The 25,499-nt window shown below is 71.4% G+C and carries 23 protein-coding genes; 15 read left to right on the forward strand and 8 right to left on the reverse strand.

Going from position 1 to position 25,499, the window contains the following annotated elements; all coding sequences use genetic code 11:
* Positions 1–105: 105 nt before the first annotated feature.
* From A6A25_RS23625 to A6A25_RS23635, 3 genes are all read right to left on the reverse strand, one after another.
* On the reverse strand, positions 106–2,415 hold the full coding sequence (locus A6A25_RS23625) for a hypothetical protein (RefSeq protein ID WP_073893354.1): 2,310 nt from the start codon (positions 2,413–2,415) through the stop codon (positions 106–108).
* Entirely contained in the window at positions 2,412–3,359 is a 948-nt protein-coding gene (locus A6A25_RS23630; RefSeq protein ID WP_073893355.1) for an ATP-binding protein, read from the reverse strand. The genes A6A25_RS23625 and A6A25_RS23630 overlap by 4 nt, the downstream gene beginning before the upstream one ends.
* Positions 3,360–3,600: 241 nt before the next feature.
* Complete coding sequence (locus A6A25_RS23635) at positions 3,601–4,989, reverse strand: SDR family NAD(P)-dependent oxidoreductase (protein WP_073893545.1); 1,389 nt, start codon at positions 4,987–4,989, stop codon at positions 3,601–3,603.
* 75 nt (positions 4,990–5,064) lie between these two features.
* Between A6A25_RS23635 and A6A25_RS23640 the strand changes: the two genes are divergently transcribed.
* Genes A6A25_RS23640 through A6A25_RS23650 form a run of 3 tightly spaced genes read left to right on the forward strand, consistent with a single transcriptional unit; the run spans position 5,065 to position 7,226 of the window.
* On the forward strand, positions 5,065–6,387 hold the full coding sequence (locus tag A6A25_RS23640; RefSeq protein ID WP_073893357.1) for a hypothetical protein: 1,323 nt from the start codon (positions 5,065–5,067) through the stop codon (positions 6,385–6,387).
* Positions 6,384–6,878, forward strand: coding sequence for a hypothetical protein (locus A6A25_RS23645; protein ID WP_073893359.1), 495 nt, complete (start codon positions 6,384–6,386; stop codon positions 6,876–6,878). The genes A6A25_RS23640 and A6A25_RS23645 overlap by 4 nt, the downstream gene beginning before the upstream one ends.
* Before the next feature lie 6 nt (positions 6,879–6,884).
* Entirely contained in the window at positions 6,885–7,226 is a 342-nt protein-coding gene (locus A6A25_RS23650) for an MmcQ/YjbR family DNA-binding protein (protein ID WP_073893361.1), read from the forward strand.
* Positions 7,227–7,361: 135 nt separating this feature from the next.
* On the opposite strand, the gene A6A25_RS23655 is transcribed toward A6A25_RS23650, so the two are convergent.
* Entirely contained in the window at positions 7,362–8,318 is a 957-nt protein-coding gene (locus A6A25_RS23655) for a LysR family transcriptional regulator (RefSeq protein ID WP_083668603.1), read from the reverse strand.
* Between the two features lie 212 nt (positions 8,319–8,530).
* Between A6A25_RS23655 and A6A25_RS23660 the strand changes: the two genes are divergently transcribed.
* From A6A25_RS23660 to A6A25_RS23695, 8 genes are all read left to right on the forward strand, one after another.
* Positions 8,531–9,328, forward strand: a complete 798-nt coding sequence (locus tag A6A25_RS23660; RefSeq protein WP_073893364.1) for a 2-amino-3,7-dideoxy-D-threo-hept-6-ulosonate synthase — start codon at positions 8,531–8,533, stop codon at positions 9,326–9,328.
* An 85-nt stretch (positions 9,329–9,413) separates the two neighbouring features.
* Positions 9,414–10,487, forward strand: coding sequence for a 3-dehydroquinate synthase II family protein (locus A6A25_RS23665; protein WP_073893365.1), 1,074 nt, complete (start codon positions 9,414–9,416; stop codon positions 10,485–10,487).
* Between the two features lie 6 nt (positions 10,488–10,493).
* Positions 10,494–11,843: a class I adenylate-forming enzyme family protein gene (locus A6A25_RS23670; protein WP_073893367.1), complete on the forward strand. Its 1,350-nt coding sequence runs from the start codon at positions 10,494–10,496 to the stop codon at positions 11,841–11,843.
* 24 nt (positions 11,844–11,867) lie between these two features.
* Positions 11,868–12,446 (forward strand): isopentenyl-diphosphate Delta-isomerase, encoded by a 579-nt coding sequence (idi, locus tag A6A25_RS23675; protein WP_073893368.1) that lies wholly within the window; start codon positions 11,868–11,870, stop codon positions 12,444–12,446.
* A gap of 260 nt (positions 12,447–12,706) precedes the next feature.
* Entirely contained in the window at positions 12,707–13,969 is a 1,263-nt protein-coding gene (locus A6A25_RS46670; RefSeq protein WP_073893370.1) for a DUF1996 domain-containing protein, read from the forward strand.
* Complete coding sequence (locus A6A25_RS23685; RefSeq protein ID WP_338013230.1) at positions 13,966–15,672, forward strand: discoidin domain-containing protein; 1,707 nt, start codon at positions 13,966–13,968, stop codon at positions 15,670–15,672. Before A6A25_RS46670 ends, A6A25_RS23685 begins: the two co-directional genes overlap by 4 nt.
* Before the next feature lie 55 nt (positions 15,673–15,727).
* A complete protein-coding gene (locus A6A25_RS23690; protein ID WP_198932831.1) occupies positions 15,728–16,717 on the forward strand; it encodes a LacI family DNA-binding transcriptional regulator in 990 nt (329 codons plus the stop codon).
* Positions 16,718–16,795: 78 nt separating this feature from the next.
* Positions 16,796–17,509 (forward strand): DUF998 domain-containing protein, encoded by a 714-nt coding sequence (locus tag A6A25_RS23695; RefSeq protein WP_241828877.1) that lies wholly within the window; start codon positions 16,796–16,798, stop codon positions 17,507–17,509.
* On the opposite strand, the gene A6A25_RS23700 is transcribed toward A6A25_RS23695, so the two are convergent.
* Complete coding sequence (locus A6A25_RS23700) at positions 17,476–19,086, reverse strand: AMP-dependent synthetase/ligase (protein ID WP_083668604.1); 1,611 nt, start codon at positions 19,084–19,086, stop codon at positions 17,476–17,478. The two genes, A6A25_RS23695 and A6A25_RS23700, sit on opposite strands and share 34 nt — an antisense overlap.
* Positions 19,087–19,131: 45 nt before the next feature.
* On the opposite strand from A6A25_RS23700, the gene A6A25_RS23705 reads away from it, so the two are divergent.
* The 4 genes from A6A25_RS23705 (at position 19,132) to A6A25_RS23720 (ending at position 22,408) form a co-directional block, all read left to right on the forward strand.
* Entirely contained in the window at positions 19,132–19,680 is a 549-nt protein-coding gene (locus A6A25_RS23705) for a TetR/AcrR family transcriptional regulator (RefSeq protein ID WP_158073800.1), read from the forward strand.
* A 5-nt stretch (positions 19,681–19,685) separates the two neighbouring features.
* Positions 19,686–20,093 carry a hypothetical protein gene (locus tag A6A25_RS23710; protein WP_073893549.1) on the forward strand — a complete coding sequence of 136 codons (408 nt, stop codon included), beginning with the start codon at positions 19,686–19,688 and terminating at the stop codon, positions 20,091–20,093.
* 198 nt (positions 20,094–20,291) lie between these two features.
* Positions 20,292–21,362: a glycoside hydrolase family 5 protein gene (locus A6A25_RS23715; RefSeq protein WP_073893376.1), complete on the forward strand. Its 1,071-nt coding sequence runs from the start codon at positions 20,292–20,294 to the stop codon at positions 21,360–21,362.
* Between the two features lie 113 nt (positions 21,363–21,475).
* Entirely contained in the window at positions 21,476–22,408 is a 933-nt protein-coding gene (locus tag A6A25_RS23720) for an SEL1-like repeat protein (RefSeq protein ID WP_158073801.1), read from the forward strand.
* A gap of 5 nt (positions 22,409–22,413) precedes the next feature.
* Here the strand turns inward: A6A25_RS23720 and A6A25_RS23725 are convergent, their stop codons facing one another.
* The 3 genes from A6A25_RS23725 to A6A25_RS23735 are packed head-to-tail and all read right to left on the reverse strand — an operon-like array spanning position 22,414 to position 25,418.
* Positions 22,414–23,892, reverse strand: coding sequence for a glutamate--cysteine ligase (locus tag A6A25_RS23725; protein WP_073893379.1), 1,479 nt, complete (start codon positions 23,890–23,892; stop codon positions 22,414–22,416).
* Positions 23,893–23,916: 24 nt separating this feature from the next.
* Positions 23,917–24,576, reverse strand: coding sequence for a 4'-phosphopantetheinyl transferase family protein (locus A6A25_RS23730; RefSeq protein ID WP_073893380.1), 660 nt, complete (start codon positions 24,574–24,576; stop codon positions 23,917–23,919).
* Positions 24,573–25,418, reverse strand: coding sequence for a metallophosphoesterase family protein (locus A6A25_RS23735; RefSeq protein WP_073893382.1), 846 nt, complete (start codon positions 25,416–25,418; stop codon positions 24,573–24,575). The genes A6A25_RS23730 and A6A25_RS23735 overlap by 4 nt, the downstream gene beginning before the upstream one ends.
* Positions 25,419–25,499: the final 81 nt, after the last annotated feature.

Here is a 25,499-nt window from a genome sequence, read left to right on the forward strand (position 1 = left end):
ACCCGTTCCGAACGTAGGACACGCCTGTTCCGAACGTAGGACACGCGCGCGTGTCCAACGCCCGGAACGCGCGTGTCCTACGTTGCCGCACCCCGAGTTGAACGTTCAGGTCAGGCGGGACGAACGGAAGACGGCGCGGCGGACGCGGGGGCTCAGGTTGCGCAGAGCGTCGTGCACGCGGGTCCGTCGAGAGCCCTGGCTCACCTCGGCCACCAGCGCACCCGACCGGGCCGACCACGGTGGCAGCTTGAACAGCGGTTCCAGCAGGAACAGCGGCAGGAACTCCACGATCCCGTCGTAGATGCCGCACAGCTCCTCCAGCCGGTCCTCCGCGTCGGCGTCCTCGGCCGAGTAGTACCACTGCGAGACCGCCGCCCGGAATGCCTGCACGGCCTTCTGCATGAACACCGCCTGTGTCGCGGCCTGGGTGAACTCCGGTGTCCGCAGCCGCCGGTGCACCGCCTCCTGGGTGGTGGTCGGCGCGTGGTCGAACGCCTCCTCGAACATCACGTCGACCTGCGTCAGGTCTTCCAACGCGTCCACCGCGTCCCGGAACAGCCGTTCCACCTCACCCGGCAGCCTGCTCGCCGACGGCTCCACCGCACGGCCCGGCGTGCCACCCGACGTCCCCGCCGCACCGCCCGCCAACGCGGCCAGCTGCCGTTGGATCGCGCCGAGCTGCCGGTCCGACGACGCGCGCACGCCGTCCATGTGCTCGGCCAAGTGCTCGATGAACCCGTAGATGCTGGACTGCTGCTTGGCCAGCTGGTCCATCCGCCACCGCAGCGCCGACATCGGGTCCGTGTCGCCGCCCAGCCGCCGTCCCGTCGCGCTCACCAGCGCCTTGAAGTCGTCGGCGAACGTCCGGTCGACGTACACCAGCGGCTCCCTGCCCAGCAGCTCGCGCAACTGGATCGCCACGCCGTCCGCCACCACGCCGTTGACCAGCAGGATCAGCTCGGCGTCCGGCTCGGCCTCGCGCACCGCCGACACCCGCCGCAGCACGGCGGCCACGTCCGCGTTGTCCAGCAGCGACCGGGTGATCAGCACGGCGCACCCGCCGGGGTGCTCGGGGAAGGTGACCCAGAAGTCCGCCAGCGACTCCTCGGCCACGCCGAGCAGGTGCCGGTGCAGGTAGTCCAGTCCGCCCGCGTCGAGCAGCCTGCGCACCACGCCGTCGATGTCGTCCGAGCTCAACGACCCGAACAGGTCACGCGCCGCCTGCCGCACCATGTCCTCGGTGACGGCGAACTCGTGGCCGGGCGCGTGGGACAGGTCGTCGGCCATCCGGAACACCCGGTGGCACAACCTGATCACGTTGCGCGCGTTGCCCCGCGCGATGTCCCGCAGGTACCGCGTGGTGTCGACGGTGAACGGCGCCAGCTGCCGCGTGCCGAACACCTGCTGCTGCGCCAGCTCGACGAACTCGCGCACCTCGCGCTGGCTCAGCCCGGACATCACCACCGTGTACGGGATGCGCTGCCGCACGGCGGGCGGCAGCACGGACTTGAAGTCCGGCAGCCCGCACAGCACCAGGCACGCCCCGGCCTTGGCGAACACCTGCAGCAACGTCTGGAACGCGGCCATGGTCCCGGCCTGCGGCCGGCTGTCCGCGGAGAAGATCTTGTCCAGCTCGTCGACCGCCAGCACGAACCGCCGCTGCCTGCCGCCGAACAGCAGGGCGAACACGCCCATGGCCTCCAGCGCGGCCACCTCGGTGTCGATCGGCGTGGTGATGCCGCGTTCCACCAGCACCTGGTCCGGCGTGCCGCCGAGCAGCCACGACCACACCGAGTGCTCGAACCCCGGCCGCAGCAGCAGCGTGAGCGCGGTGCCGAAGTCCTTGTTGTTGGTGACCTCGCGCAGCGTGTCCTGGACCTTGCGCAGCAACGCGCTCTCCATCAGGCCCAGCCGTTCCACGACCTCCTGCGGCTCCAGCTGCCTGCTGCCGAGCCACTCCAGCATGTCGCTGGTCAGGCCGCTGCTCTGCAACGAGTCCGCGACGATGTCCGCGTAGTACTCGCTGACCTGCGCCCGCACGCCCTCGCGGCCGAGCTTCTGCATGAACCGCCGGTACAGCTCGATGAAGCTCTCCGCGGTCGCGTCGAGGTAGAGCGCGTGCGTCGGGTCGGCCAGCACCTGCCGGGCGTGCCGGACCAGCCGCACGGCCAGGTGCGTCTTACCGGTGCCGTAGTCGCCCAGCACGGCCACCACGGTGCCGGTGCGGTCACGTCCGCCGCGCGTGGGCGGCGCGTCGAGGTACGACGTGAGGTGCGCGAGCGCCTGCCGCGTCGCGTCGGTGGTGATCGCCACGTCGACCGCGTCGGGATCGGCGTCGAAGTCCGTGATCCGCGCGACCGCCATCGGCGAGAAGGGGTTCTTCCGCGGGGGCGGTAGATCGCTGCGAGCGCTCATGGCCCATTCACCGGTCCATTCCGGGACTTGTGGTTCAAGAACGCCCTGATGTCCTCGACGGTCACCAGGTCGGTCTCGGTGTAGCCCAGTCCCGTGCCACGTTTGTGTTCGTAGGTGCCGTGCAAGAACCTCTGCAACATCGCGACCGATTGGCAGTGCTTCTCCACCAATTTGATCGCGTCGTCGCTCAACCGCGGATAGGTGCCCGTTCCCGCGTGCCGGGTCAGCCGGTCCTCGGCGAACCGCTGCGCGTCACCGGGATCGAGCGGGCCGACGTGCAGGGAGATCGGCGGCACCCACGTTTCCAGTTGGCGCACCACGTCCGCCACCTCGTCCGTGCCCAAATAGGCGGATTCGGTCAGGAACAGCACTTTCGCGCTGTTGAGCGTCCGCGCGTACCGGATCACCTCGCCGACCAGCTCGTTCGGGCTCGGCAGCAGCAGCACCAGCGCGACCTCGTCGCGCAGCGCCCGGCCCAGGCGCGGGAACACGCGGCTCGGCACGTCCCGCACCGACGCCAGCCGGTCCTCGCTGTCCTGGCGCAGCGCGCCGTGGTCCACCAGCAGGTCGAACATCCGGTCGCACACCTCGGCGGTGCGCTCGTCGATGGACAGCTCCCGGTCGGTCGGCAGGCAGCCGGTCAGGTCCAGCACCACGCCGCGCATCCCGCGCCGCTCCAGCTCGCCGACGACCCAGTCCGCGCACCGGTTGACCAGCGCCGTCTTGCCGCAGCCCGACTCGCCGGTGACCAGCGCGAGCCGGCCGTACTCCAGCATCACGGCCAGGTCGCCCATCGTGTGGCGGAAGTGCTCGAACGCGGCCTCGGTGCCGTCCACGGGCACGTAGTAGTCGCGGTGCGCCTGCCGGTGCCACGGCCGCAGCGGGCGCATCGGGGTGGCCTCCCAGCCCGGCAGCGGGAACGGGTTGACCCGGGGCGCGGTCACCGCGGCCCTCCCGACCCGGTCACGCGCGGCAGCACGGCGGCTCGACCGGCCCGCCCGCCGTCCATGCCCACCCCCGTCGCCTCGCGGCGGCCTAGCGAAAGCTTCAGCGTACCGGCGGAGAGTCGCACACGGGCACGGATCCGTTAACCGGTGCACCCCGTTCGGCCCATTCGGATTACTGCGGTCGGGAATGACCGGAATGGGCGTGCGAACACTGCGGTGAACGGGTGCGCCGATCGGCTCACCAAGGGGCGGGCGCGTAGTCCTTCAGGAAGCAGCCGTGCAGGTCTTCACCCAGTTCGCCGCGCACGATCGGGTCGTACACCCTGGCCGCGCCGTCGACCAGGTCCAGCGGCGCGTGGAAACCCTCCGCGGCCAGCCGCATCTTGGTCGGGTGCGGCCGTTCGTCGGTGATCCAGCCGGTGTCGACGGCGGTCATCAGGATGCCGTCGGCGGTCAGCATCTCCTCGGCGCTGGTGCGGGTCAGCATGTTCAGCGCGGCCTTGGCCATGTTGGTGTGCGGGTGGCCCGGCCCCTTGTAGGCGCGGCTGAACTGGCCTTCCATCGCCGACACGTTCACCACGTACTTGCGGCGCGCGGGCGAGGCGGCCATCGCCGGGCGCAGCCGGGAGATCAGGATGAACGGCGCGGTGCTGTTGCACAGCTGCACTTCCAGCAGCTCCACCGGGTCGACCTCCTCGACCCGCTGCACCCAGCTGTTGACCGGCGCCTCGTCGGGCACCAGGCCGCCCGCGTCGATCTCCTTGGACCCGGCGGTGAGCGCCAGCGCGGTGACCGCGGGGATCGTGTCGGCCAGCGTGCCCGCCAACGCCACCGGGTGCGCGGACAGGGTGTGCCCGAAGGTCACCAGCTCCGGCAGGGGACCGGACGGGAGCGCGGCGGACTCGGCCTCGACCAGCGGCGCGTAGGCGCCCGCCGACCGGCGCACGGTCTGCGCGGCGTTGTTGATCAGGATGTCCAGCGGGCCGGCGGCGGCCACCTCGTCGGCCAGCTGCACCACCTGGGCCGGGTCGCGCAGGTCGATGCCGACCACGCGCAGCCGGTGCAGCCAGTCGGCGCTGTCGGGCATGGACGCGAACCGGCGCACCGCGTCACGCGGGAACCTGGTGGTGATGGTGGTGTGCGCGCCGTCGCGGAGCAGCCGCAGCGCGATGTACATGCCGATCTTGGCCCGGCCGCCGGTGAGCAGGGCGCGCTTGCCGGTGAGGTCCGCGCCCTGGTCGCGCTTGGCCCGGTTCAACGCCGCGCAGTCCGGGCACAGCTGGTGGTAGAAGGCGTCCACCTCGGTGTACCGCTTCTTGCACGTGTAGCAGGACCGGGCGCGCAGCAGCGTGCCCGCCTTCGCGCCCGGCTCCGGCTCGCGCAGCAGCAGGCCGCGGGTCTCGTCGTCGATGCGGGACGGTGAGCCGGTCGCGGTCGCCTCGATGACGGCGCGGTCGGCGGCCGTGACCGAGGCGCGCCGGTCGGCCTTGCGGCGTTTGCGCAGGCTCTTCCAGATGCCGGCGGTGGCCCGGCGGACGGCTACCGCGTCGGGGTGCTCGGTGTCCAGTTCGTCCACTTGGGCGAGCACCCTTAGGGCGATTTCCAGTTCGGCGGGGTCAATCGACACGCCGAGCACTCTACCTGCGAGGAATTCGCGCCCGGACGGGTGAAATTCGCGTGAGGCACCGCTAGGGTGCCCGGCATGCCTACAGCGGGTACCGGCCCACGGGTGCGGCGACTGGCCCATCCCGATGCCGACATCCGGGCGCGCGCCCTCGGCCTGCCGCGCGGACGCCCGGTCCTCGCGGTGTTCGGCTCGGCCGACACCCCGGACACCGAACTCGCCGCCGCTGTGCTCCCGGTGCTGCGTGCGGTGCTCGCGGCGGCGGCCGGCGCGGACGCGGTCGTGATCACGGCGGGCGCCGACGTCGGCGTCACGCACCTGGTCGGCCTGGCCGCCGAGTCGCTGGACGGGCGGTGGCCGCGGATGGTCGGCGTCGCACCGTCCGGCCGGGTGGCCGCGGAGGACGCGGAGCCCGCGGACGGTGAGCTACGGCTCAACGTGAACCACGACACGGCGGTGCTCGTGCCGGGCTCGCGGTGGGGCGAGGAACGGCCCGCGCTGTTCCGCGCGGTGGACGCCGTCGCCGGGGCCAAGCGCCCGGCGCTCGCGCTGCTGATCGGCGGTGACGACCTGGCGCGGGCCGCGCTGGTCGACCACCTGGGCCGCGACCGGCCGCTGCTCGTGCTCGCCGGCACGGGCGGCCTGGCGGACGAGATCGCCGGTGGCCCGCCACGCGCCGCCGCCCCGACAGCCGCGCAGACCGACGTCGCCGCCGCCGCTGCCGAGGTCGTCGCGGTCGAGACCGGTGCCGAGACCGGTGCCACCGAGCGCGACGACGACCTCGCCGTGCTCGTCCGCAGCGGCCAGGTCGCCGTGGTGCATTTGGACGAAGGCGCGGACAAGGTGACTGCCGTGGTGCGGCGGGTGCTGGGCAACCGGCCCGGCGCCAAGCTGCACGCCGACGTGCCGCCGCCCGCGGTGTGGCCGCGGGTGCGGTTCCGGGCGCCCGAGCCGCACCCGGTGATCGACCCCGGCTACGTGCTGGACTACCCGCTGCTCGCCGACGCGATCCACGAGGCAAACCAGGCGGTGGCGCCTGCGCTGCACGAGTGCGAGGTCGCCGCCCTCAGCTCACGTGAACGCGCACGCCTGCTGGTGGTGCTCGCCATCGCCGCCGGGTTCGGCACCACGGTGTTCGCCGCCTTGCAGGTCTGGCTGCGCGACCAGCCGTGGCCCGGTGTGCTGCTCGCCGTGTCCGGCGCGGCGGCGGCCGTGCTCGCGGTGGTGGCGCGCGGCGGCGAGGACCCCGACGCCAAGGTCCGCGCCGAGCAGCTGCGCGCCCTGTACTTCGACCACCTGGCCGCACCACCCGCCGTCGACGAAGCCGAGCGCGACGAGCGCGCCCGCGAGTTGGCGACGGCCGTGGCACGGCTCCGGCACGAATCGGTGAGCCGCACATGACCAACACCGGATCGTCGGCCCCACCGACCGTCGCCGGATCGTCGGCCCCGCCGACCAGTACCGGATCATCGGCCCCGCCGACCGCGACCGACGACCACCGCGAGCAGTTCCTCCGCGCCTACCTGCGCCACCGGGTCGCCGAACGGCTCGCCGGGTTCGAGCAGGCACAGGCCCGCTACACGACGGCACGACGCTGGACCACGGGCCTCACCGTGCTGCTGTTCACCGGCGCGGCGGCGTTGGGCGCGGTGGCCGTGGCCGACGACGGGCGGCGCGCGCTGTGGGCGTTCCTGGCCACGGTGGCGGCCGCGCTCGCTACCGCGATCACCGTGTACGAGGCGGCGTTCTCGTTCCGCGCGTTGTCCCGCCGGTCCGCCGACGGCGTGGCGTTGTTGCACCTGCTGCAGGCCCACGGCGCGCCGGACGGCGAGGACGGCGTCAACGCGTTCCGCACCGAGGTGGAGAGCGTGCTGCGGCACGCGGACCGGTGACGGCCGGTGTCGGCCGTTGACGACGTGCGCCGCATCGCGCGGTCGCTGCCGCGCACGGAGGAGGCGGTGGTCCGGGATCGGGTGAAGTTCCGGATCGGCCGGATCGTGTACCTGGCGCTGTCGCGCGACGAGCGGACGCTGGGTTTCGCGTTCCCGAAGGAGGAGCGGGACGCGCTGGTGGCCGCCGAGCCCGCCAAGTTCCACCTGCCCGCGCCCGCCGACCTGCGGTACAACTGGGTCGAGTGCACCCTGGCCGCGATCGACGAGGACGAGCTGACCGGACTCGTCGTGGACGCGTGGCGGATGTGCGTGCCCAAGCGCGTGGCCGCCGCGCACCTCGACCTCTAGGTCTGGAACCGGCGAACGAGAGGATTCGTCACAGTCGGGTCGCCGGATTCCCGGTGGCAGTGGAATCCGGGCCGTGGTCAGTGCTGGGCGGCACCGAGGCCCACGGCCCGGGACCTCGGACCTCACGCGGGGACGTCAGCTGGCCGCCACGGTCAGCCCGGTGGCGGCGAGCTTCGCCGTGCGCGGGCCGTGCGCCCAGATCCGCTCCTGGTAGGCGCGCAGGAACTGCGCGTGGATCTCGTCGACGTACTCCGCCGCCGCGCAGTCCCGCCGCCACACCACCGTCACCCGCCGGTGCACGGGGTTGCCCACGATCGGTTTCAGCAGCACGCCGGGTAAGTCGTGCCCGGTCGGGAAGAAGCACGCCACCGTGTGCGCCGAACGCACCAGTTCCGCGGCCGACGCCGGGTCGACCCCGAAGTGCGCGCACCGCGGCGTGAACCCGGCCGCCTCGCACGCCAGGTGCAGGTTCAACCTCCCGCCGCCGTAGCCCTCGTCGGACACCGCCCACTCCTCGTCGGCCAGTTCGGACAGCCGAATCTCGGTGCGCGACGACAGCCGGTGCCCGACCGCGATCCCGACCAACATCGGTTCCGTGACGACGGTCCGGCAGTCCACCTGTTCGGGAATCCGCAGAGGGCTCTCGGGGAACTCCGTGACCAGCGCGATGTCCAGCTTCCCGGTGCGCACCAGGTCGAGCACGGCGTCGCTGGTGCGTTCGATGTGGGTGGTCTGCGGGTGCGTCGGCAGCAGCGAGCGCACCACCGCCACCAGCAACGGCGTCAGCGAACCGGCCACCCCGCCCAGCCGGATGCCGGTGGCGTCGCTCTCCTCGGCCAGCTTGCGCGCGGTCACCAGCAGGTCGTCGAACCGTTCCACCAGGTCACGCGATCGCAGCACGACGTGGCGGCCGAGTTCGGTCAGCTCGACCCCGTCGGTGCGCCGCAGGAACAACGGACCACCGAACCCCCGCTCGATGCGGCGCAACTGCGCGGTCAACCCGGCCTGCGCGATCTTGAGCAGTGAGGCGGCTCGACTGATGCTGCCCGCTTCCGCCACGGTCAGCACGACGTGGAGATGCCTGAGCTCCATGTTCACTGCGGCAGCCTAGGGCAGTGGGGCAAACCGGACACCGACCGAGCGTGTGGCGGGGGCGTCCACGACGTGTCGTGACGACCCCCGGTCGATTGCTCCAACAGGTGCATAACTGACGAGTTATCGCCACCTCACACCTCCCGCCGCGCTCACCGGTTCGACCACCCTGCCAAGTGGCCGGCACCGCGGACCGAGGAGGTGTGAGCGACATGACGAAAGCGTTGAGGCTGCGACGCCTCTCCCGTCCGCGCGACGACAGGTACCTCTTCGTCCCGCTCGACCACAGCGTCTCGGACGGCCCGGTGGTGCCGCGCGACCGGTGGCACGAGCTCATCGACTCGGTGGTCGTCGGCGGCGCCGACGCCATCATCGTCCACAAAGGACGCGTGCGCACCATCGACCCGGGCGTGCTGGCGGGCTGCGCGCTGGTCGTGCACCTCAGCGCGGGCACCGCGCACGCCGCCGACACCAACGCCAAGGTCATCGTCGGCGAGGTGGACGAGGCGCTGCGACTGGGCGCCGACGCGGTGAGCGTGCACGTCAACATCGGCTCGGACACCGAGGAGCGCCAGCTCGCCGACTTCGGCGTGGTCGCGAAGGCGTGCGACGAGTGGAACGTGCCGCTGATCGCCATGGTCTACCCGCGCGGTCCGCGCATCGCCGACCCGAACGACCCCGCGCTGCTCGCGCACGTGGTCAACATCGCGGTCGACCTCGGCGCCGACATCGTCAAGACCAACCTCGCGCGGCCCGCCCAGCGGATGGCCGACGTCATCGCCAGCTGCCCGATCCCGGTGCTCGTCGCGGGCGGACCGGCCACCGGCGGCAGCGTGGTCGACCACGCCCGCACCGCGATGGCCGTCGGCTGCGCGGGCCTGGCCGTCGGCCGCCGCGTGTTCACCGCGCCCGCGCCGATGTCGCTGGTCGCGGAACTGGCCTCGATCGTCCACGACGACACCGAAGCGGACCTGGTCCGCGCGATGACGGGCGTCGTGGCCTCGTCATGACCTCGTCGCCCGCGCCCGCCGCCGGTCCCCCGACCAGCGGCGGGGCGTCCGCACGCCGATCGGGCTCTCACCCCTTGGAGAACCGTTGAAGTTCGCCTGGATCGACCTCCGAACCGTCCCGGAAGCGCACCGCGAGGCCGTCGTGGACGCCGCCGTGCACGCCCGCCTCGCCGGCGTCGTCTCCGACGACCCCGCGCTGCTGGACACGCTGCCGCCCACGATCACCCGGGTGCTCGTCACCGACGCGGCGGTCGACAGCCCGCACCTGGTCACCGTGGTCGTGGACGACCAGGACGCGCTGGACCGGCTCACCACCGACGCGGCGTTCGTGCAGGTCCGCGACGACCGCACGCTCAAGCTCGCGTGCGCGGCGGCCGTGAAGCTCGGGCACACCGTGGTCGCGTTCACCGATCCGACGAAGATCCCGCTGGAGATCGTCATCGCCGCCGCCGACGGCGCGGCCGGCAAGCTCGTCACCGTCGTGGCCGACCTCGAAGAGGCCGCGATCGTGCTCGACGTGCTGGAGCACGGCTCGGACGGCGTGCTGATGGCACCGCGCGACGCCAACGACGTGTTCAAGCTGGCCCGGCTGCTGGAGGCGACCACCCCGCCGCTGAACCTCACCACGCTCGTCGTCGACGGCATCACCCACAACGGCCTCGGCGACCGCGTCTGCGTGGACACCGCCTCGCACTTCGAGGAGGACGAGGGCATCCTCGTCGGCTCCTTCTCCTCCGGCTTCATCCTGTGCTGCAGCGAGACCCACCCGCTGCCCTACATGCCGACCCGGCCGTTCCGGGTCAACGCCGGCGCCCTGCACTCCTACGTGCTCGGCCCGGACAACCGCACCAACTACCTGTCCGAACTGCGTTCGGGCAGCACGGTGCTCGCCGTCAACTCCGAGGGACGCACCCGCAAGCTCACCGTCGGCCGGGCCAAGCTCGAATCACGCCCGATCCTGACCATCACCGCGCACTCGCCCGAGGGCGTCGAGGTGAGCCTGACCGTGCAGGACGACTGGCACGTGCGGGTGCTCGGCCCCGGCGGGAAGGTCCGCAACGTCACCGAGCTGCAACGCGGTGACGAACTGCTCGGCTACATCGCGACCGAGCAGCGGCACGTGGGCATCCCCATCGGCGAGTTCTGCAAGGAGACCTGAGCCACGATGCGCGAGTTCGTCACCGACCTGTTGCGCCGCCAAGGCGACGACGTGCCGGTGTTCAGCCACGACCACACCGTGACGCACGGCGCGTTGCGGGCCTCGGTCGCCGCCGAGGCGAGCCTGTTCGCCGCTTCCGGGGTGGGCGAGGGCAGCACGGTCGCACTGCACGTGCCGCCGAGCTTCACCCAGCTGGAGGCGGTGCTGGCGCTGTGGAGCCTCGGCGCCAGGGTGATCTCGATCGACCACCGGCTCAAGCCCTCCGAGGTCGAGGTGGTGCGCGAGCTCACCCGGCCGCAGTTCGTCGTGCGCGCGTCCGGCTGGTCCGGCGTGTTCCGCGAGCGCTACGAGCTGGTCACCGAACCCAGGTCCGACGGGCGGCCCGCGGCGACCAGGCACCGGCTGGTCCAGTTCACCTCCGGCTCCACCGGGCGGCCCAAGGTCGTCGGCCGCAGCACCGAGTCGATCATCCGCGAGGTGCTGCGGTTCGGCGCGGCCGAGGGCATGCCGGGGCACGGCGAGCGGCTGCTCCTGCTCAACTCCACCGCGCAGAGCTTCGGCCTGATGGGCGGGCTGCTGCACGCGCTGGCCGCGGGCGTGCACCTGGTGTTCGCCGGGAAGCTGTCGGCGGAGGACATCCTGCGCACCGCCGCGCGGCACGAGGTCGACTTCATCACCGGCGTGCCGTTCCACTTCGACCTGCTCGCCTCCGCCGCCGACCGGTCGGCGCTGCGCACGGTGCGCGGCGCGTTCGCGGGCGGTGAGCTGATGCGGCCGGACGTGGCGGAGCGGTTCGCCGACGCCTACGGCTTCACGGTCGGCGAGTGCTTCGGCACCACCGAGACCGGCGCGCTCACCATGGACGTGGCGGGCGTGACGCGGCCGGCGGTGGGCAAGCCCCTGTCCGACACCACGATCCGGGTGCGCGACGGGCTGGTCGAGGTGGCGCTGGACCAGTCGCCGTACCTCGACGAGGGCGACCCCACCCGTTACCTGGACGGGTGGTTCCGAACGGGTGACCGGGGCGAGTTCGACGCGCACGGCAACCTGCGGCTGCTCGGCCGGGCGGACTCGCTCGTGGTGGTGCGCGGCAGCAACGTGGACCTGACCCAGGTCGAGGCGGCACTGCGCGCCCACCCGCTGGTGACCGAGGCGATCGCGGTGCACGACGAGGTGATCGAGGCCTACGTCTCGACCGGGTCCGACACGCTCACCCCGGAGCAGGTGTCCGCGTGGTGCGCCGAGCGGTTGGCCGAGTTCAAGCAGCCGCAGCGGGTGCACGTGCTGCGGGCGTTGCCGCGCACGGCCGCAGGCAAGCTGGTGCGCAACCCCAGGGTGCTCGCCGAAGCGCGGTGATCGCGGGTGTGGCAGGGTGGAGGCGTGGAACAAGTCGTGCTCCTGGACGAGTCCGGTGCCGGGATCGGCGTGGCCGACAAGGCTTCCGTGCACCACGCGTCCACCCCGCTGCACCTGGCGTTCTCGTCGTACCTGTTCGACGCGGCGGGCAGGCTGCTGCTGACCAGGCGTGCGCTGCACAAGAAGACGTGGCCGGGTGTCTGGACCAACTCGTGCTGCGGCCACCCGGCGCCCGACGAGCCGATGGTGGCTGCGGTGGCGCGGCGGCTGGTCGACGAGCTGGGGCTCGGTGACGTGACGCTGGACCTGGTGCTGCCCGCGTTCCGCTACCGGGCGGTGATGGAGAACGGCGTCACGGAGAACGAGATGTGCCCGGTCTTCCGCGGCCGCGTCTCCGGTGACCCGCACCCGAACCCGGACGAGGTGGACTCGTTCGAGTGGGTCCCGTGGTCCGAGTTCGCCCCCGCCGTCCTGGCCGGCGCCCGCCCCGTCTCCCCGTGGTGCGCCCTCCAGGTCGCCGAGCTGTGGGAGCTGGGCCCCGACCCGCTGGCCTGGCCGACGGCCTCCCCGACCGCCCTTCCCACCGCCGCCCGCCTCTCCTGAACGCTCACCTCACCCGTCCCGAACGTAGGACACACGCGTTCCGAACGTAGGACACACGCGCGAGTCCTACGTTCAGAACGCGTGTGTCCTACGTTCGCGTACCCCGAATTCAACGCTCAGGTCAGAGAGCGCTCTCTCGCTGGTGTTGCGGGATGACCGTAACTCGTCGCTTTCCTTGACTGCCCTGGTGGTCGGGCTTACGTTCCGCTGTGAGAGCGCTCTCTGACACCCTCCCTGCAACGCCCTCCGAAAGGGGAGTCGTGATCCCCACCATTCGCCGATGGCGTCGACTGGTCACCGCCACCACCGTCGCGGTGCTGACCGCGTCCGCCCTGTCCTTCGTCACCTCTCCCGCCTCCGCGGCGCCGGAACTGCTCTCCCAGGGCAAGCCGGTGACCGCCTCCTCCACCGAGAACGGCGGCACGCCCGCCTCCGCCGCCGTCGACGGCAACACCGGCACCCGCTGGTCCAGCGCCGCGGCCGACCCGCAGTGGCTCCGCGTGGACCTCGGCACGTCCACCGCGATCAGCCAGGTCACGCTGAACTGGGAGGCCGCCTACGCGCGCTCCTTCCAGCTCCAGACCTCGGCCGACGGCAACGCCTGGACCACCGTCGCCACCGCGTCCGGCAACGTCGGCGTGCAGAACGTGACCGTCTCGGCCACCGCCCGGTACGTCCGCGTCTACACGACCGCCCGCGCCACCCAGTGGGGCGTGTCGCTGTGGGAGTTCCAGGTGTTCGGCGTCCCCAACTCCAGCGGCCCGATCGTGCGCGTCGCCGAGTTCCTCGCGGACTGCCCCTACAGCCACCGCCTGCCGGACGACCCGATCGTCGCGCCGAACCTGCCCGGCGGCTCGCACATGCACAGCTTCTTCGGCAACCGCACGACCAACGCCCACTCCACCGTGCAGTCCCTGCTGGCCGGCACGAGCAACTGCAACCCGGGCACCGACCTGTCGTCGTACTGGGTGCCGACGCTGTACGCGGACAACCAGCCCGTCGAGCCCACCGGCACCACGTTCTACTACCTGGGCGAAGGCGTGCGCGACGACGTGATCGCCCGCATCCAGCCGTTCCCGCTGGGCCTGCGGATCGTGGCGGGCAACGCCAAGGCCACCCAGCCCGACGCCAGCACGATCTCGCGCTGGTCCTGCCTGCACGCCGGGCACGTGGGCGCGTCCAAGGACTTCGTGAACTGCCCGGCAGGCACCATGCTGGAGTCCTACCTGGACTTCCCGCAGTGCTGGAACGGCCGCGACCTCGACTCGCCGGACCACAAGAGCCACATGGCGTACCCGGTCAACGCGGACTGCCCGTCGACCCACCCGGTGCCCGTGCCGAAGCTGCGCCAGGTGCTGCGCTACCCGGTGAACGGCGACCCGTCGCGGTTCCGGCTGGCGTCCGGGCCCGGCTTCACCATGCACGGCGACTTCTTCAACGCGTGGCCGGAGGCGGAACTCGCCCGCCGGGTGCGCGACTGCATCAACCCGATCATCAAGTGCGGCGCGGACGGCCGCCCGTGAAGCGCCTGATCACCGCGGTCGCCCTGCTCGGCGCGCTGGTCGCGCCCGCCGTGCCCACCGGCACCGCCCAGGCGGCCGAGTGCGGCACGGCCAACGCGGCGCTCAACGCACCGGTCACCGCGTCGTCGGTCGAGACGGGCAGCCCGTTCGTGGCCGCCTCGGCGGTGGACGGCAACGCCGGCACTCGCTGGTCCAGCGCGTTCAGCGACCCGCAGTGGCTGCGCGTCGACCTGGGCGCGAACCGCGAGGTGTGCGGTGCGACCCTGCAGTGGGAGGCCGCGTACGCGACGGCGTTCCAGCTCCAGGTCTCGGCGGACGGCTCGACGTGGACCACGGTCCACCAGACCACCACCGGCACCGGCGGCACGCAGAACGTCACCTTCACCGGCACGGGCCGCTACCTCCGCCTCTACACCACGGCCCGCGCCACGCAGTACGGCGTGTCGTTGTGGGAGTTCGCCGTCCGCACGGGCACGAACTCGACGCCCACCGAGGGCCTGCTGTCCTACAACAAGCCCGCGTTCGCCTCGTCGTTCCAGGACGACGGCGCGTGCCCGGCCTGCACGCCGGCCAAGGCGCTGGACTTCAACCCGGCCACCCGGTGGGCCACCAGCGCCACCACCGGCTGGGTCGACCCGGGCTGGATCTACGTCGACCTGGGCGCCACCGCGCAGGTCAGCAAGGTCGTGCTGCAGTGGGACCCGGCGTTCGCCACCGGGTTCGAGATCCAGACCTCGGCGAACGCGTCGAGCTGGACCACGATCCACACCGTCACGGCGGGTACCGGGTTCAAGCAGACGTTCACCGTGAACGGTACGGGCCGGTACGTGCGGGTGAACCTGACCAAGCGCAGCAGCCAGTACGGCTACTCGCTGTGGGAGTTCCAGGTCTACGGCACCGGCGGCAGCCCCACACCGCCACCGCCGCAGGCACCGGACCCGGGCAACCCGTTGCGGCTGGTGTGGAGCGACGAGTTCAACGCCGCCGCGGGCACCCGGCCGGACTCGACCAAGTGGCGCCCGGAGATCGGCACCGGGCAGAACGCGGAGCTGCAGTACTACACCGACAACCGCAACGCGTTCACCGACGGCGCCGGGAACATGGTGCTGGAGGCCAGGCGGGAGGTCACGCCGGGCTCGGCGTGCCCGGTCGACCCGGTCAGCGGTTCCGGCACGTGCCAGTACACGTCGGCCCGGCTCATCACCGAGGGCAAGGCGTCGTGGACCTACGGCCGGTTCGAGGCGCGCGTCAAGGTCTCGGGCACCAAGGGCCTGTGGCCCGCGTTCTGGATGCTCGGCACGGACATCTTCAAGGGCACCCCGTGGCCCGCGAGCGGTGAGATCGACATCATGGAGCACCTGGGCCGTGAGCCGAACACCGCTTACCAGACGATCCACGGCCCGGCGTACTTCGGCGGCGGTGGCATCGGGAAGATGCACGACATCGGCCAGGACTACGCCAACGCGTTCCACGTGTTCCGGGTCGACTGGAACAGCAGGGGCATGGTGTTCAGCATCGACGACGTGACCGTGCTCACCATCGACAAGGCGACGGTGGAGGCGACCCGCGGCCCGTGGGTGTTCGACAAGCCGTTCTTCATCCTGCTCAACAACGCGGTGGGCGGTGACTGGCCCGGTCCGCCGGACGCCACCACGGTCTTCCCGCAGCGAATGCTGGTCGACTACGTCCGCGTCTACCAGTGAAGGGTGGGTGCGGTCACGCCTCGGCGTGGCCGCACCTCCCGGTATAAAGGCTGACGTGGACCGCAGACCAGTCACGTTGGAAGAGGTCGCGCGGATCGCGGGGGTTTCCCGGGCCACGGTGTCCCGGGTCGTCAACGGGGTCGCCACGGTGGACCGTGAGCTGCGCCAAGTCGTGGAGAAGGCGATCTCCACGACCGGGTACACACCCAACCGCGCGGCGCGTTCGCTCGTCACCCGCCGGGCGGGAGCCATCGGCCTCGTCCTGCCGGAAGAGGGCCGGACCGTGCACGACCCGTACTTCGGCCGGGTGGTGAGCGGCGTCCTGCCGGTGATCCGGCCACTGGGCGTGCAACTCGTGCTGACCACCGGCGACCACCGCGAGGTCGTGGACGACATCCGCCAACGCAGGCTCGACGGCGTGATCCTGATCCACACCCACGGCACCGACCCCCTCCCTCGCCAGCTGATCGAGGCCAACCTCCCGGTCGTCCTGGCCGCCCGCCCGGTCCGCCCGATGTCGATCACCTACGTCGACGTCGACCAAGCCGCCGGCGCCGCCCTCGCCGCCGACCACTTGATCTCGTCGGGCTGCCGCCACCTGGCCACCATCACCGGTCCACTGGAAACCCCCGCCGGCCAGGACCGGCTGCGCGGCTTCCTCGAAGCGGCGGCCCGCCACGGCCTGCCCGAACCCGTCGTGGTCGAGGGCGACTTCTCCCGCGAGGGCGGCGCCAAAGCCGCCCAGGAACTGCTGGCGGCGGTGGACGTCGACGGCCTGTTCGTCGCCTCCGACCTGATGGCGACCGGCGCACTGCCGGTGCTGCGCCAAGGCGGTCGGCGGGTACCGGAAGACCTCAAGGTGGTCGGCTTCGACGACAGCAGCCCCGCCGTCGAGTGCGACCCACCACTGACCACGGTGCGCCAACCAGTGGAGGACATGGCCGCCGAAATGGCCCGCCTGCTGGTGGACCGGGTCGACCGCCCCGACCGCCCGGTCAGCTCCGTCGTGTTCGCCCCGACCCTGGTGATCCGCCAGTCCAGCTGAGAACCCGCCCCCTGTCGACAACCTGTCGATTCGCCCAACGCAGGAACAACACCCGGGGTGCCGTCCGTTCTGCCCGTTGTGCTGACCGCTGAACCCACTCCGACCCGCACCCCGACCCGCTTCGTCGCCCTCGCGGGCGCTGCCGCCGTCGTGCTGACCGTCGCCCTCGTCGGCGGCCTCGACCTCTACCGGCTCGGCGAGTCCACCAGGCACCTGCGCCGCACCATCAGCGAATACGCCCTCGGCCCGTACCGCTGGGTGTTCGACACCGGGGTGCTGCTGCTCGTCGCGGGGTCGGTCGCGATCCTGGCCGTGCTGGTCCGCCACGGCGTGGCGAAGTGGAACTCGGTGGGCGCGGTGGCGTTCGGGGCGTGGTCGGTCGGGTTGACGCTGGTCGTGATCTTCCCCAAGAACAACTGGGCGATCGGGCCGAGCATGAGCGGCAGCATCCACCGCTTCGGCAGCCTGCTCGCGTTCATCGCGCTGCCGATCGCCGCGACGCTGCTGGCCCGACCGTGGCGACGCGACCCGGTGTGGGGCGCGCACGCACGCTGGACGTTCCGGTTCGGCCTGCTGTCGGCCCTGGCGTTCACGCCGATCCTGTACGCGATCGGCGTGAACGCGGTCGTGGGCACGTCCTGGTGGCGCGTCATCCCGCTCGGCTACGTGGAGCGGGTCCTGGTCCTGACCGAGGTGGTCGCCGTGCTCGTGGCCGGCGCGTGGGCCATAGCAGTGGCACACCGGCCGGCAACACCCGATCAGGTGTACAAGCCGTCCAGCACGTCCTTGTAACGCGACTCGATCTCCTTGCGGCGCATCTTCAGGCTGGCCGTCAACGTCTCGTCCTCGACCGAGAAGTCCTTCGGCAGCACGGCGAACTTCTTGATCGTCTCGTGCCGCGCCAACTTCCGGTTCGCCTCCTCGACGGCACGCCCGACCTCGGCCTCCGCGTCCAACCCGTCGGGTGCGAGGTCGGCGTCGATGGTGACCAGGGCGACGCAGTAGTTGCGGCCGTCGCCGTGCACGAGCACGTTGCCGATGTACGGGCTGCCCGCCTTGACCAGGCCCTCCACCGCCTGCGGCGCGACGTACTTGCCGCCGGAGGTCTTGATCAGCTCCTTCTTCCGGTCGGTGATCCGCAACCGGCCCGCCTCGTCCAGCTCCCCGATGTCACCGGTGTGCAGCCAGCCGTCCCGCAACGTCGCGGCGGTCTCCTCGGGCAGCCCGTGGTAGCCGCGCATGATCCCGCGCCCGCCGATCAACACCTCGCCGTCGTCGGCGATGCGCACCTCGGTGCCCACCAACGGCTTGCCGACCGTGCCGAGCTTGTTCGCGCCGGGCCGGTTCACGAACGACGCCGCCGACGACTCGGTCAGCCCGTAGCCCTCCAGGATCGTGATGCCCGCCCGGTCGAAGAACTCGCCCACCGGCCGGGACAGCGGCGCCGAGCCGGACACGAAGTACTTGATCCGGCCGCCCACCCGGTCCCGCAGCTTGCTGAACACGAGCTTGTCGGCGATCTTGCGGCGCACCTTCCACTCGGGGTGCTCGGACACGGACAACGCCCAGTCGAACAGCTTCGCCTTCACCCCGCCCGCTTCACGCATGGACGCCACCACCCGCTGGTGGATCTTCTCGAAGATCCTCGGCGCGGCGGCCACCACGGTCGGCCGCAGTTCGAGCAGGTTGGCCGCGATCCGGTCCACGTCACCGTCCACGGCGGTGGGCACACCGGTCGCCAGCATCCCGACCTGCAGCACCTTGCCGAACGCGTGCGACATGGGCAGCCACAGGAAGTGCAGTTCGTCCGGCGTCAGCACGCCCAGCTCGCGGATCGCCTCGGCCGTGTGGAGCCAGTTGTCGTGCGTCAGCTCCACGCCCTTGGGCGTGCCAGTGGTCCCCGACGTGTAGATCAACGTGGCCAGCCGGTCGGGCGTCAGCTCGTCCACCATCGCGTCGTAGTCACCCCCACCGACCTCGTCCGGCTCCCAGTCGGGCGTGATGACCTTCGCGTCGACCTCGTCCGCCAACCCCGGGTCGGCGACCACGAGCACGCTCTGCGAATCACGCACGATGTGCGCCACGACGTCCGGCGTGCTGCTGGGGTAGATGGTCGTCGTGACACCGCCGGCGGCGAGCACGGCCAGGTCGGTGAGGATCCAGTCCACGCTGGTGGCGGCCATGATCGCGACCCGTGCCTCGTCCCGCACGCCGAGCTCGCGAAAGCCCAGCGCCCGCCTGCGCACGTGCTCGCCGACCTCGGCCCAGGTCAACGACGTCCAGGTGTCGCCGGTGCGGTGGCGCAGCGCCTCGGCGTCCGGGGTCTCGCGCACGCGTTCGCGGAGCAGATCGGGGATGGAACGGGCCACGGTGACCTCCAGGGGAGCGGCGCTCTAGAGCGGTACTCTAGCCCCGTGAGAGCGACCGGTCAGCGGGCAGTGCTCGACGCGGCCCTCGCGCTGGTCGAGGAGGGCGGGCTGGACGCGGTCACGATCAGCGCCCTGACCGCCCGTTCCGGGGTGTCCAACGGCAGCGTCTACCACCACTTCGGCAGCCGGGCGGGCCTGTTCGCGGTGCTGTACGGGGAGAGCTTCGCGCACTGCGTGGCGGCGGTGGTCCCGGCGCTGGACCTCGGTGACGCGGAGAAGGCCGTGCGCGCCCTCGTGGCCCGCTACCTCGGCTGGGTCGCCGATCACCCCGGCCGGGCCAGGTTCCTCTACGCCGCGCCGTCCACCGCCGACCCGGTGGTGAAATCCGAGGTGTTCAAGCCGGTCGCACGTTGGTTCGCGGCCCGGATGGCGGCGGGCGAGCTGCGCGAGATCCCGTTGTGGGCGTTGGACCCCGTGGTGATGGGACCCGCGCACGAGTGCGCCCGCCGCTACCTGATGGGTGCGCTCGACCTGGCCGCGGCCCGCGATCTGGTCGGTGATGCGGTGTGGGCGTCGGTCTCGCCCGTAGGGTGATCACCATGGCCACTTGGGGCGACCTAGCCGCGTACGTGCACGACACCTATGACGTGATCGCGGAGAACGAGGGCGAGATCCGGATCCTGTTCAACTTCGAGCAGTACGACGAGGACGACGAGCGGACCCAGGTGGTCATCCTGGTCCGCGAGGTGCTCGACAAGCTGCACGAGTGGGTGCAGATCGCGTCGCCGATCGGGCTGGCGGTGGACGTCGACCTGCACGCGTTCCTGTCCGAGGTGGGCAACTCGACCATCGCGTGCGGCGCGGCGATCATGGGCGAGCACGTCGTGCTGCGGCACTCGTTGCCGTTGTCGGACCTGGACATCCACGAGTTCACCGAGCCGCTGGCGCTGCTCGCGGGCACGGCGGACCGGCTGGAGGAAACGTTCTTCGGCGGCGACGACTACTAGTGGGTTGACGTCGGCGTGGAGCGCGAGCACCCACTTGCGCGCGCCGCGCCGGTGTCCGGGTTCCGGTCGCTCGAACCGTTGACAGCGAGCCGGCCGGGGTGCTGTGATCCATCAACAGATAGGAAACTTTCCTAACTGATCCGCACCGAACCGCCGCCGCCGTGCTCCACCTCACCCCTGAACCGTGGGAGGCGCCCCGTGGCAACCCGATGGCCCGCCTTGACCCTGCTGGTGCCGCTCGTCGCGGCAGTCCTGTCCGTGCCGACGGCATCTGCCGACGTCGGCACGTCGGCCGTTCCGGAGCACCGACTCGCCACCGCCAACGCCGCCGGCAGGCCCGCCGACATCAACGGCCAGCTGCGCGTGTGCGGCCTGAAGCTGTGCAACCGGTACGGCAAGCCGATCCAGCTGCGCGGCATGAGCACGCACGGCATCCAGTGGTACGCGCACTGCGTGAAGCCCGCGTCCCTGGACGCGTTGGCGGGAGACTGGGGCGCCGACGTCCTGCGGATCTCGCTGTACGTGCAGGAGGGCGGGTACGAGACCAACCCGCGCAAGTTCACCGACCTGGTGCACGGCTACATCGAGGAGGCGACGCGGCGCGGCCTGTACGCGCTGGTCGACTGGCACCAGCTCGACCCGGGCGACCCGAACGCGAACATCTCGTTGGCGCGCACGTTCTTCACCGAGATCGCGCAGCGGCACCGGGACAAGACCAACATCATCTACGACATCGCCAACGAGCCGAACAACGTGTCGTGGGCGGGCATCAAGTCCTACGCCGAGCAGATGATCCCGGTGATCCGGGCGCAGGACCCGGACGGCGTGGTGTTCGTCGGCACGCACGGCTGGGGGTCGCTGGGCATCTCCGACGGGCGCAGCGAGCAGGACATCATCGCCAATCCCATCAGGGCCACGAATTTCATGTACACGTTCCACTTCTACGCGGCCTCGCACCAGGACGAGTACTTCGCCGCGCTGCAGCGGGCGGCGGCGCGGCTGCCGATCTTCGTGACCGAGTTCGGCACCCAGACCTACACCGGTGACGGTGCCAACGACTTCGCGTACAGCCAGAAGTACCTGGACTTCCTGGCCGCCAACAAGATCGGCTGGACGAACTGGAACTTCTCCGACGACTTCCGCTCGGGCGCGGTGTTCAAGCAGGGCACCTGCGCCGGTTCCGCCTTCACCGGCACGGGCGTGCTGAAGCCCGCCGGCGTCTGGATCCGCGACCGCATGCGGACCCCGGACAACTTCCCGACCAGCTGACTCGATCCCATGAAGGTGCGGCGTACGCGTACTTGAGCGTACGCCGCACCTTCATGGAACGATCGTCGGTACCGGCTCGTTCCACCAAGGGGGAAGGGGCAAGCGTGCGGTGGTTGCGCAAGGATCGTTCGGCCGGGCGGCGGGAGGCGGAGCTGCGCCGTGCCGCCGACCGCGGTGACGCGGAGGCCATGGTCGCGCTGGCCGACCTGATCTCGTCCGGCGGCCCGGCCGGCGAAGAGGACGAGCGGTGGTACCGCTCGGCGGCCGAAGTGGGTCACCCCCGTGCTCTCGCGGTCATCACCACCCGGCTGCGGGTGCGGGGCGAGGACGCCGAGGCCGAACGGTGGCTGCGGCGGGCCGTGGAAGCGGGCGACGTGCCGTTCTTCCTGGTCGAACTGGGTGAGCTGCTCGCCGCCCGGGGCGAGCTGGAAGAGGCCGAGTACTGGTACCGCCGGGCCGCGGACGGCGGTCACGTCACCGCGATGAGCCACCTCGGTGCGCTGCTCGTGGCGACCGGCCGGACCGGTGAGGCCGAACAGTGGTACCGGCTGGCGGCCGGGTTCGGGAGCAGGCCCGCGATGGTCGACCTCGCACTGCTCCTCGTCCACCGCGGCGAGACCGCCGAGGCCGAGCGCCGGCTGGCCGAGGCGTCGGACGCGCGTGGCGTCGACGTGGACGGGCAGCTGTGGGCCGCGCTGCCCGAACCGGACGCCGGTGAACTCGACCTCCGGGAACGCGACGCCGCGGGCGCGGGCCGGCGCCGGGTGCTGGTCGTCCTGGGTGTGCTGGCCGCACGGCGCGGTGACGTCGACCGGGCCGAGCACTGCTTCCGGCGCGCGGCCGACGCCGGTGACGCGCAGGCCATGTACGAGCTGGGGATGCTGCTGACGAGGTGGGGCGGCGCGACCGCTCGTGCACAGGCGAAGGAGCCACACCGACCCGGTCGGGCGATCCCGTCGCCCGCTGACGTCCCCCGGCCGTGGTTCGCCCGAGCCGCCGAACTCGGCCACCCCGACGCGGTCATGGCGCTGGGCAAGCCCACCTGACCCGGTCAGGACACCGGCCAGGTGTGCACCGGTTCGTTGCTGTGCATCAGGTCGCGGTAGGTGCGCAGCATCCGGCGCAGCGCCTCGGGCCGGTCCAGGGCGGTGTGGTCGTAGTGCCGGTGGAAGGCACGTGCCTGCCACGTCGCCCCGTTCACGCCGGTCAGGCAGCGCTGCTCGATCACGCCGAGCAGGCGGTCGCGTTCGGCCTGGTCCACCTTCAGCCGCACCAGGCCCTCGTGCGCCATCGGCAGCAGTCGGCGCAGCACCAGTTCCGCCACCGGCACCGTGCCCAGACCCGGCCAGTAGACCTGCGCGTCGATCCCGGACCGGGCGCCCGCGGTGAAGTTCTCCTCCGCCGCGCTGAACGACATCTGCGACCACAGCGGCCGTTCCTCCTCGGCCAGCACGCGCACCAGGCCGTAGTAGAACGCGCCGTTGGCCAGCATGTCGACCACGGTCGGCCCGGACGGCAGGGTCCGGTTCTCCACCCGCAGGTGCGGCTGGTCGCGCACCACGTCGTACACCGGCCGGTTCCAGCGGTAGATCGTGCCGTTGTGCAGCCGCAGCTCGGCCAGCGACGGCGTGTCGCCGCGCTCCAGCACCTGCACCGGGTCTTCCTCGTCGCAGATCGGCAGCAGCGCCGGGAAGTACCGCACGTTCTCCTCGAACAGGTCGAAGATCGACGTGATCCACCGCTCCCCGAACCACACCCGCGGCCGGACGCCCTGCTCCTTCAGCTCGTCGCTGCGCGTGTCCGTGGCCTGCTGGAACAACGCGATCCGCGTCTCCCGCCACAGCTCCTTGCCCAGCAGGAACGGCGAGTTGGCCCCGATCGCGACCTGCACGCCCGCGATGGCCTGCGCCGCGTTCCAGTACGCCGCGAAGTCCTCCGGCGACACCTGCAGGTGGAACTGCGTGCTCGTGCACGCCGCCTCCGGCACGATCGAGTCCGCGGTCAGCTGCAACCGCTCGATCCCGCTGATCGCGATCTGCAGGTCCTCACCCCGCGCGGCCAGCACCTGCTCGTTGAGCAGCGTGTAGCGCGGGTTGCCCGACAGCGCGTCCACCGCCAGGTGCTTGGGCTGCAACGTCGGCAGGATCCCGATCATCACCATGTGCGCGTCCACGCCGCGCGCCTTGTGCTCGGCCTCGTTCAACGACGTCCGCACGACGTCCTCGAACGCGGTGATCCCGCCACCGGTCAGCAGCCGGGGCGCGACGTTGATCTCCAGGTTCCACTGGCCGAGCTCGGTCACGAAGTCCGGGTCGGCGATGGCCTCCAGCGCCTCGGCGTTGCGCATCGTCGGGTCGCCCGCGTCGTCGACCAGGTTGAGCTCGATCTCCAACCCGGTCGTCGGCCGGTCGAACTCGAACCGCGACTCGCTCAGCATCCGGGCGAACACGTCCAGGCAGCGGCGCACCTTCGTGCGGTACTTCGTCCGGTCGTCGCGGGTGAACTGCTGTCGCCCGACCTCGTCGCCCATACCGCCGCCTTCCCAACCGCTTGATCAGCGCGCGGGTACCGCGATCGCGGTCACCACAAACCCCTCCCGCGCCAGCCAGCGACCGGTGAACCCGTCCAGCACCACGCCGTCCACCACGGGCGGCTCGATGAGGATCCGCGCGGAGAACGTGCCGTCGTCCGGGTTGATGGTCACCTCCGCATCCTCGAACCCCAGCCACGCCCGCGCCAGCGGGAACCACGCCTTGTAGACCGTCTCCTTGGCGCTGAACAGCAGCCGGTCCCACGCCACCTTGTCGCCCGCCGCCCTCAGCTCACCCATCCGGGCCAGCTCACCGGGCACCGCGATGGCCTCCAGCACGCCTTCCGGGGTCGGCTCGTTCGGCTCGGCGTCGATCCCGATCGTCCGCACCTCCGACGTCCGGCCGACGGCCGCCGCCCGGTAGCCCTTGCAGTGCGTGATGCTGCCCACGACGCCCTCCGGCCACGTCGGCTCGCGCTTCGGGCCGGGCAGCAGCGGCACGGGCGGGTAGCCGAGCTCGGCCAGGGCCGTGCGGGCGCAGTGCCGCCCGGTGGCGAACTCCCGGCGCCTCTTGTCCACCGCACGGGCGACGTATCCCTCCTCTTCGGGGAACAACATCACCCCGTCGGGATCGTCGAACGTGTCGAACGCCGACACCGGCGGCGGGAGCAGGTCCGTGATCACCGGGCGTCCCCCTCGCGCAGCACGTCCAGCAGCGGTGCGGCGGTCCAGCCACGCGGCTGCCACTCCCGCGGGTAGCCCAGCGACACCTCGTCGAAGCGGACGCCGTCCTTGCGGATCGTGCGCGGAATGTGCAGGTGCCCGTAGACCATCACCGCCGCGCGGAACCTCAGGTGCCAGTCCGCGGTCCGCTCGGTGCCGCACCACAAGGCGAATTCGGGGTACCGCAGCACGAACGTGGGATCCCGCACGAGTGGCCAGTGGTTGATCAGCACGGTGCGCAACGAGCTGTCCACGGCGCGCAACCGGCGTTCGCTCTCCTCGACCCGCGCCGCGCACCACGCCTCACGGCTCGGGTACGGGTCGGGGTGCAGGAAGTACTCGTCGGTGCAGATCACACCGGCCTCCTGCGCCACGGCCAGCGCGGACGCCTTGTCCGTCGTGCCCGCCGGGCGGAACGTGTAGTCGTAGAGCGTGAACAGCGGCGCCACCGCCACCGGCCCGCCGGCGCCCTCGAACACCGCGAACTCGTCCTCCGGCGTGAGCACGTCGATGCTGCGGCACAGCTCGACCAGCTGCTTGTAGCGCACCTCGCCGCGGGCCTGCGCCGGGTCGTCCTTCGTGGTCCACAGCTCGTGGTTGCCCGGCGACCACACCACCTTGGCGAACCGGCGGCGCAGCACGCCCAGCGCCCACTCCACGTCGTCGAACTTCTCGGCCACGTCGCCCGCCACGATCAGCCAGTCGTCGGGGGAGTGCGGGCGAATCGCTTCGACGAACTGGCGGTTCTGCTGGTACGTCACATGCAGGTCGCTGGTGGCGAGGAGTCGCGGCGCAGTGCTCACACCTTCGAGCGTATCTGTGCGCGGCCCGTATCGGGGAGTGACCGCTCATCCGCTCGTCGCTCCTGTGTGGCCGCTCGACGG

It is taken from the genome of Saccharothrix sp. CB00851 (assembly GCF_001905065.1).
GTDB lineage: Bacteria > Actinomycetota > Actinomycetes > Mycobacteriales > Pseudonocardiaceae > Actinosynnema.

Coding starts and splice junctions, on each gene's coding strand:
- A6A25_RS23710 (WP_073893549.1), top strand. CDS start 19,686: ATGGCCACTTGGGGCGACCTAGCCGCGTACGTGCACGACACCTATGAC.
- A6A25_RS23725 (WP_073893379.1), bottom strand. CDS start 23,892: ATGGGCGACGAGGTCGGGCGACAGCAGTTCACCCGCGACGACCGGACG.
- A6A25_RS23645 (WP_073893359.1), top strand. CDS start 6,384: ATGACCAACACCGGATCGTCGGCCCCACCGACCGTCGCCGGATCGTCG.
- A6A25_RS23655 (WP_083668603.1), bottom strand. CDS start 8,318: ATGGAGCTCAGGCATCTCCACGTCGTGCTGACCGTGGCGGAAGCGGGC.
- A6A25_RS23625 (WP_073893354.1), bottom strand. CDS start 2,415: ATGAGCGCTCGCAGCGATCTACCGCCCCCGCGGAAGAACCCCTTCTCG.
- A6A25_RS23670 (WP_073893367.1), top strand. CDS start 10,494: ATGCGCGAGTTCGTCACCGACCTGTTGCGCCGCCAAGGCGACGACGTG.
- A6A25_RS23640 (WP_073893357.1), top strand. CDS start 5,065: ATGCCTACAGCGGGTACCGGCCCACGGGTGCGGCGACTGGCCCATCCC.
- A6A25_RS23660 (WP_073893364.1), top strand. CDS start 8,531: ATGACGAAAGCGTTGAGGCTGCGACGCCTCTCCCGTCCGCGCGACGAC.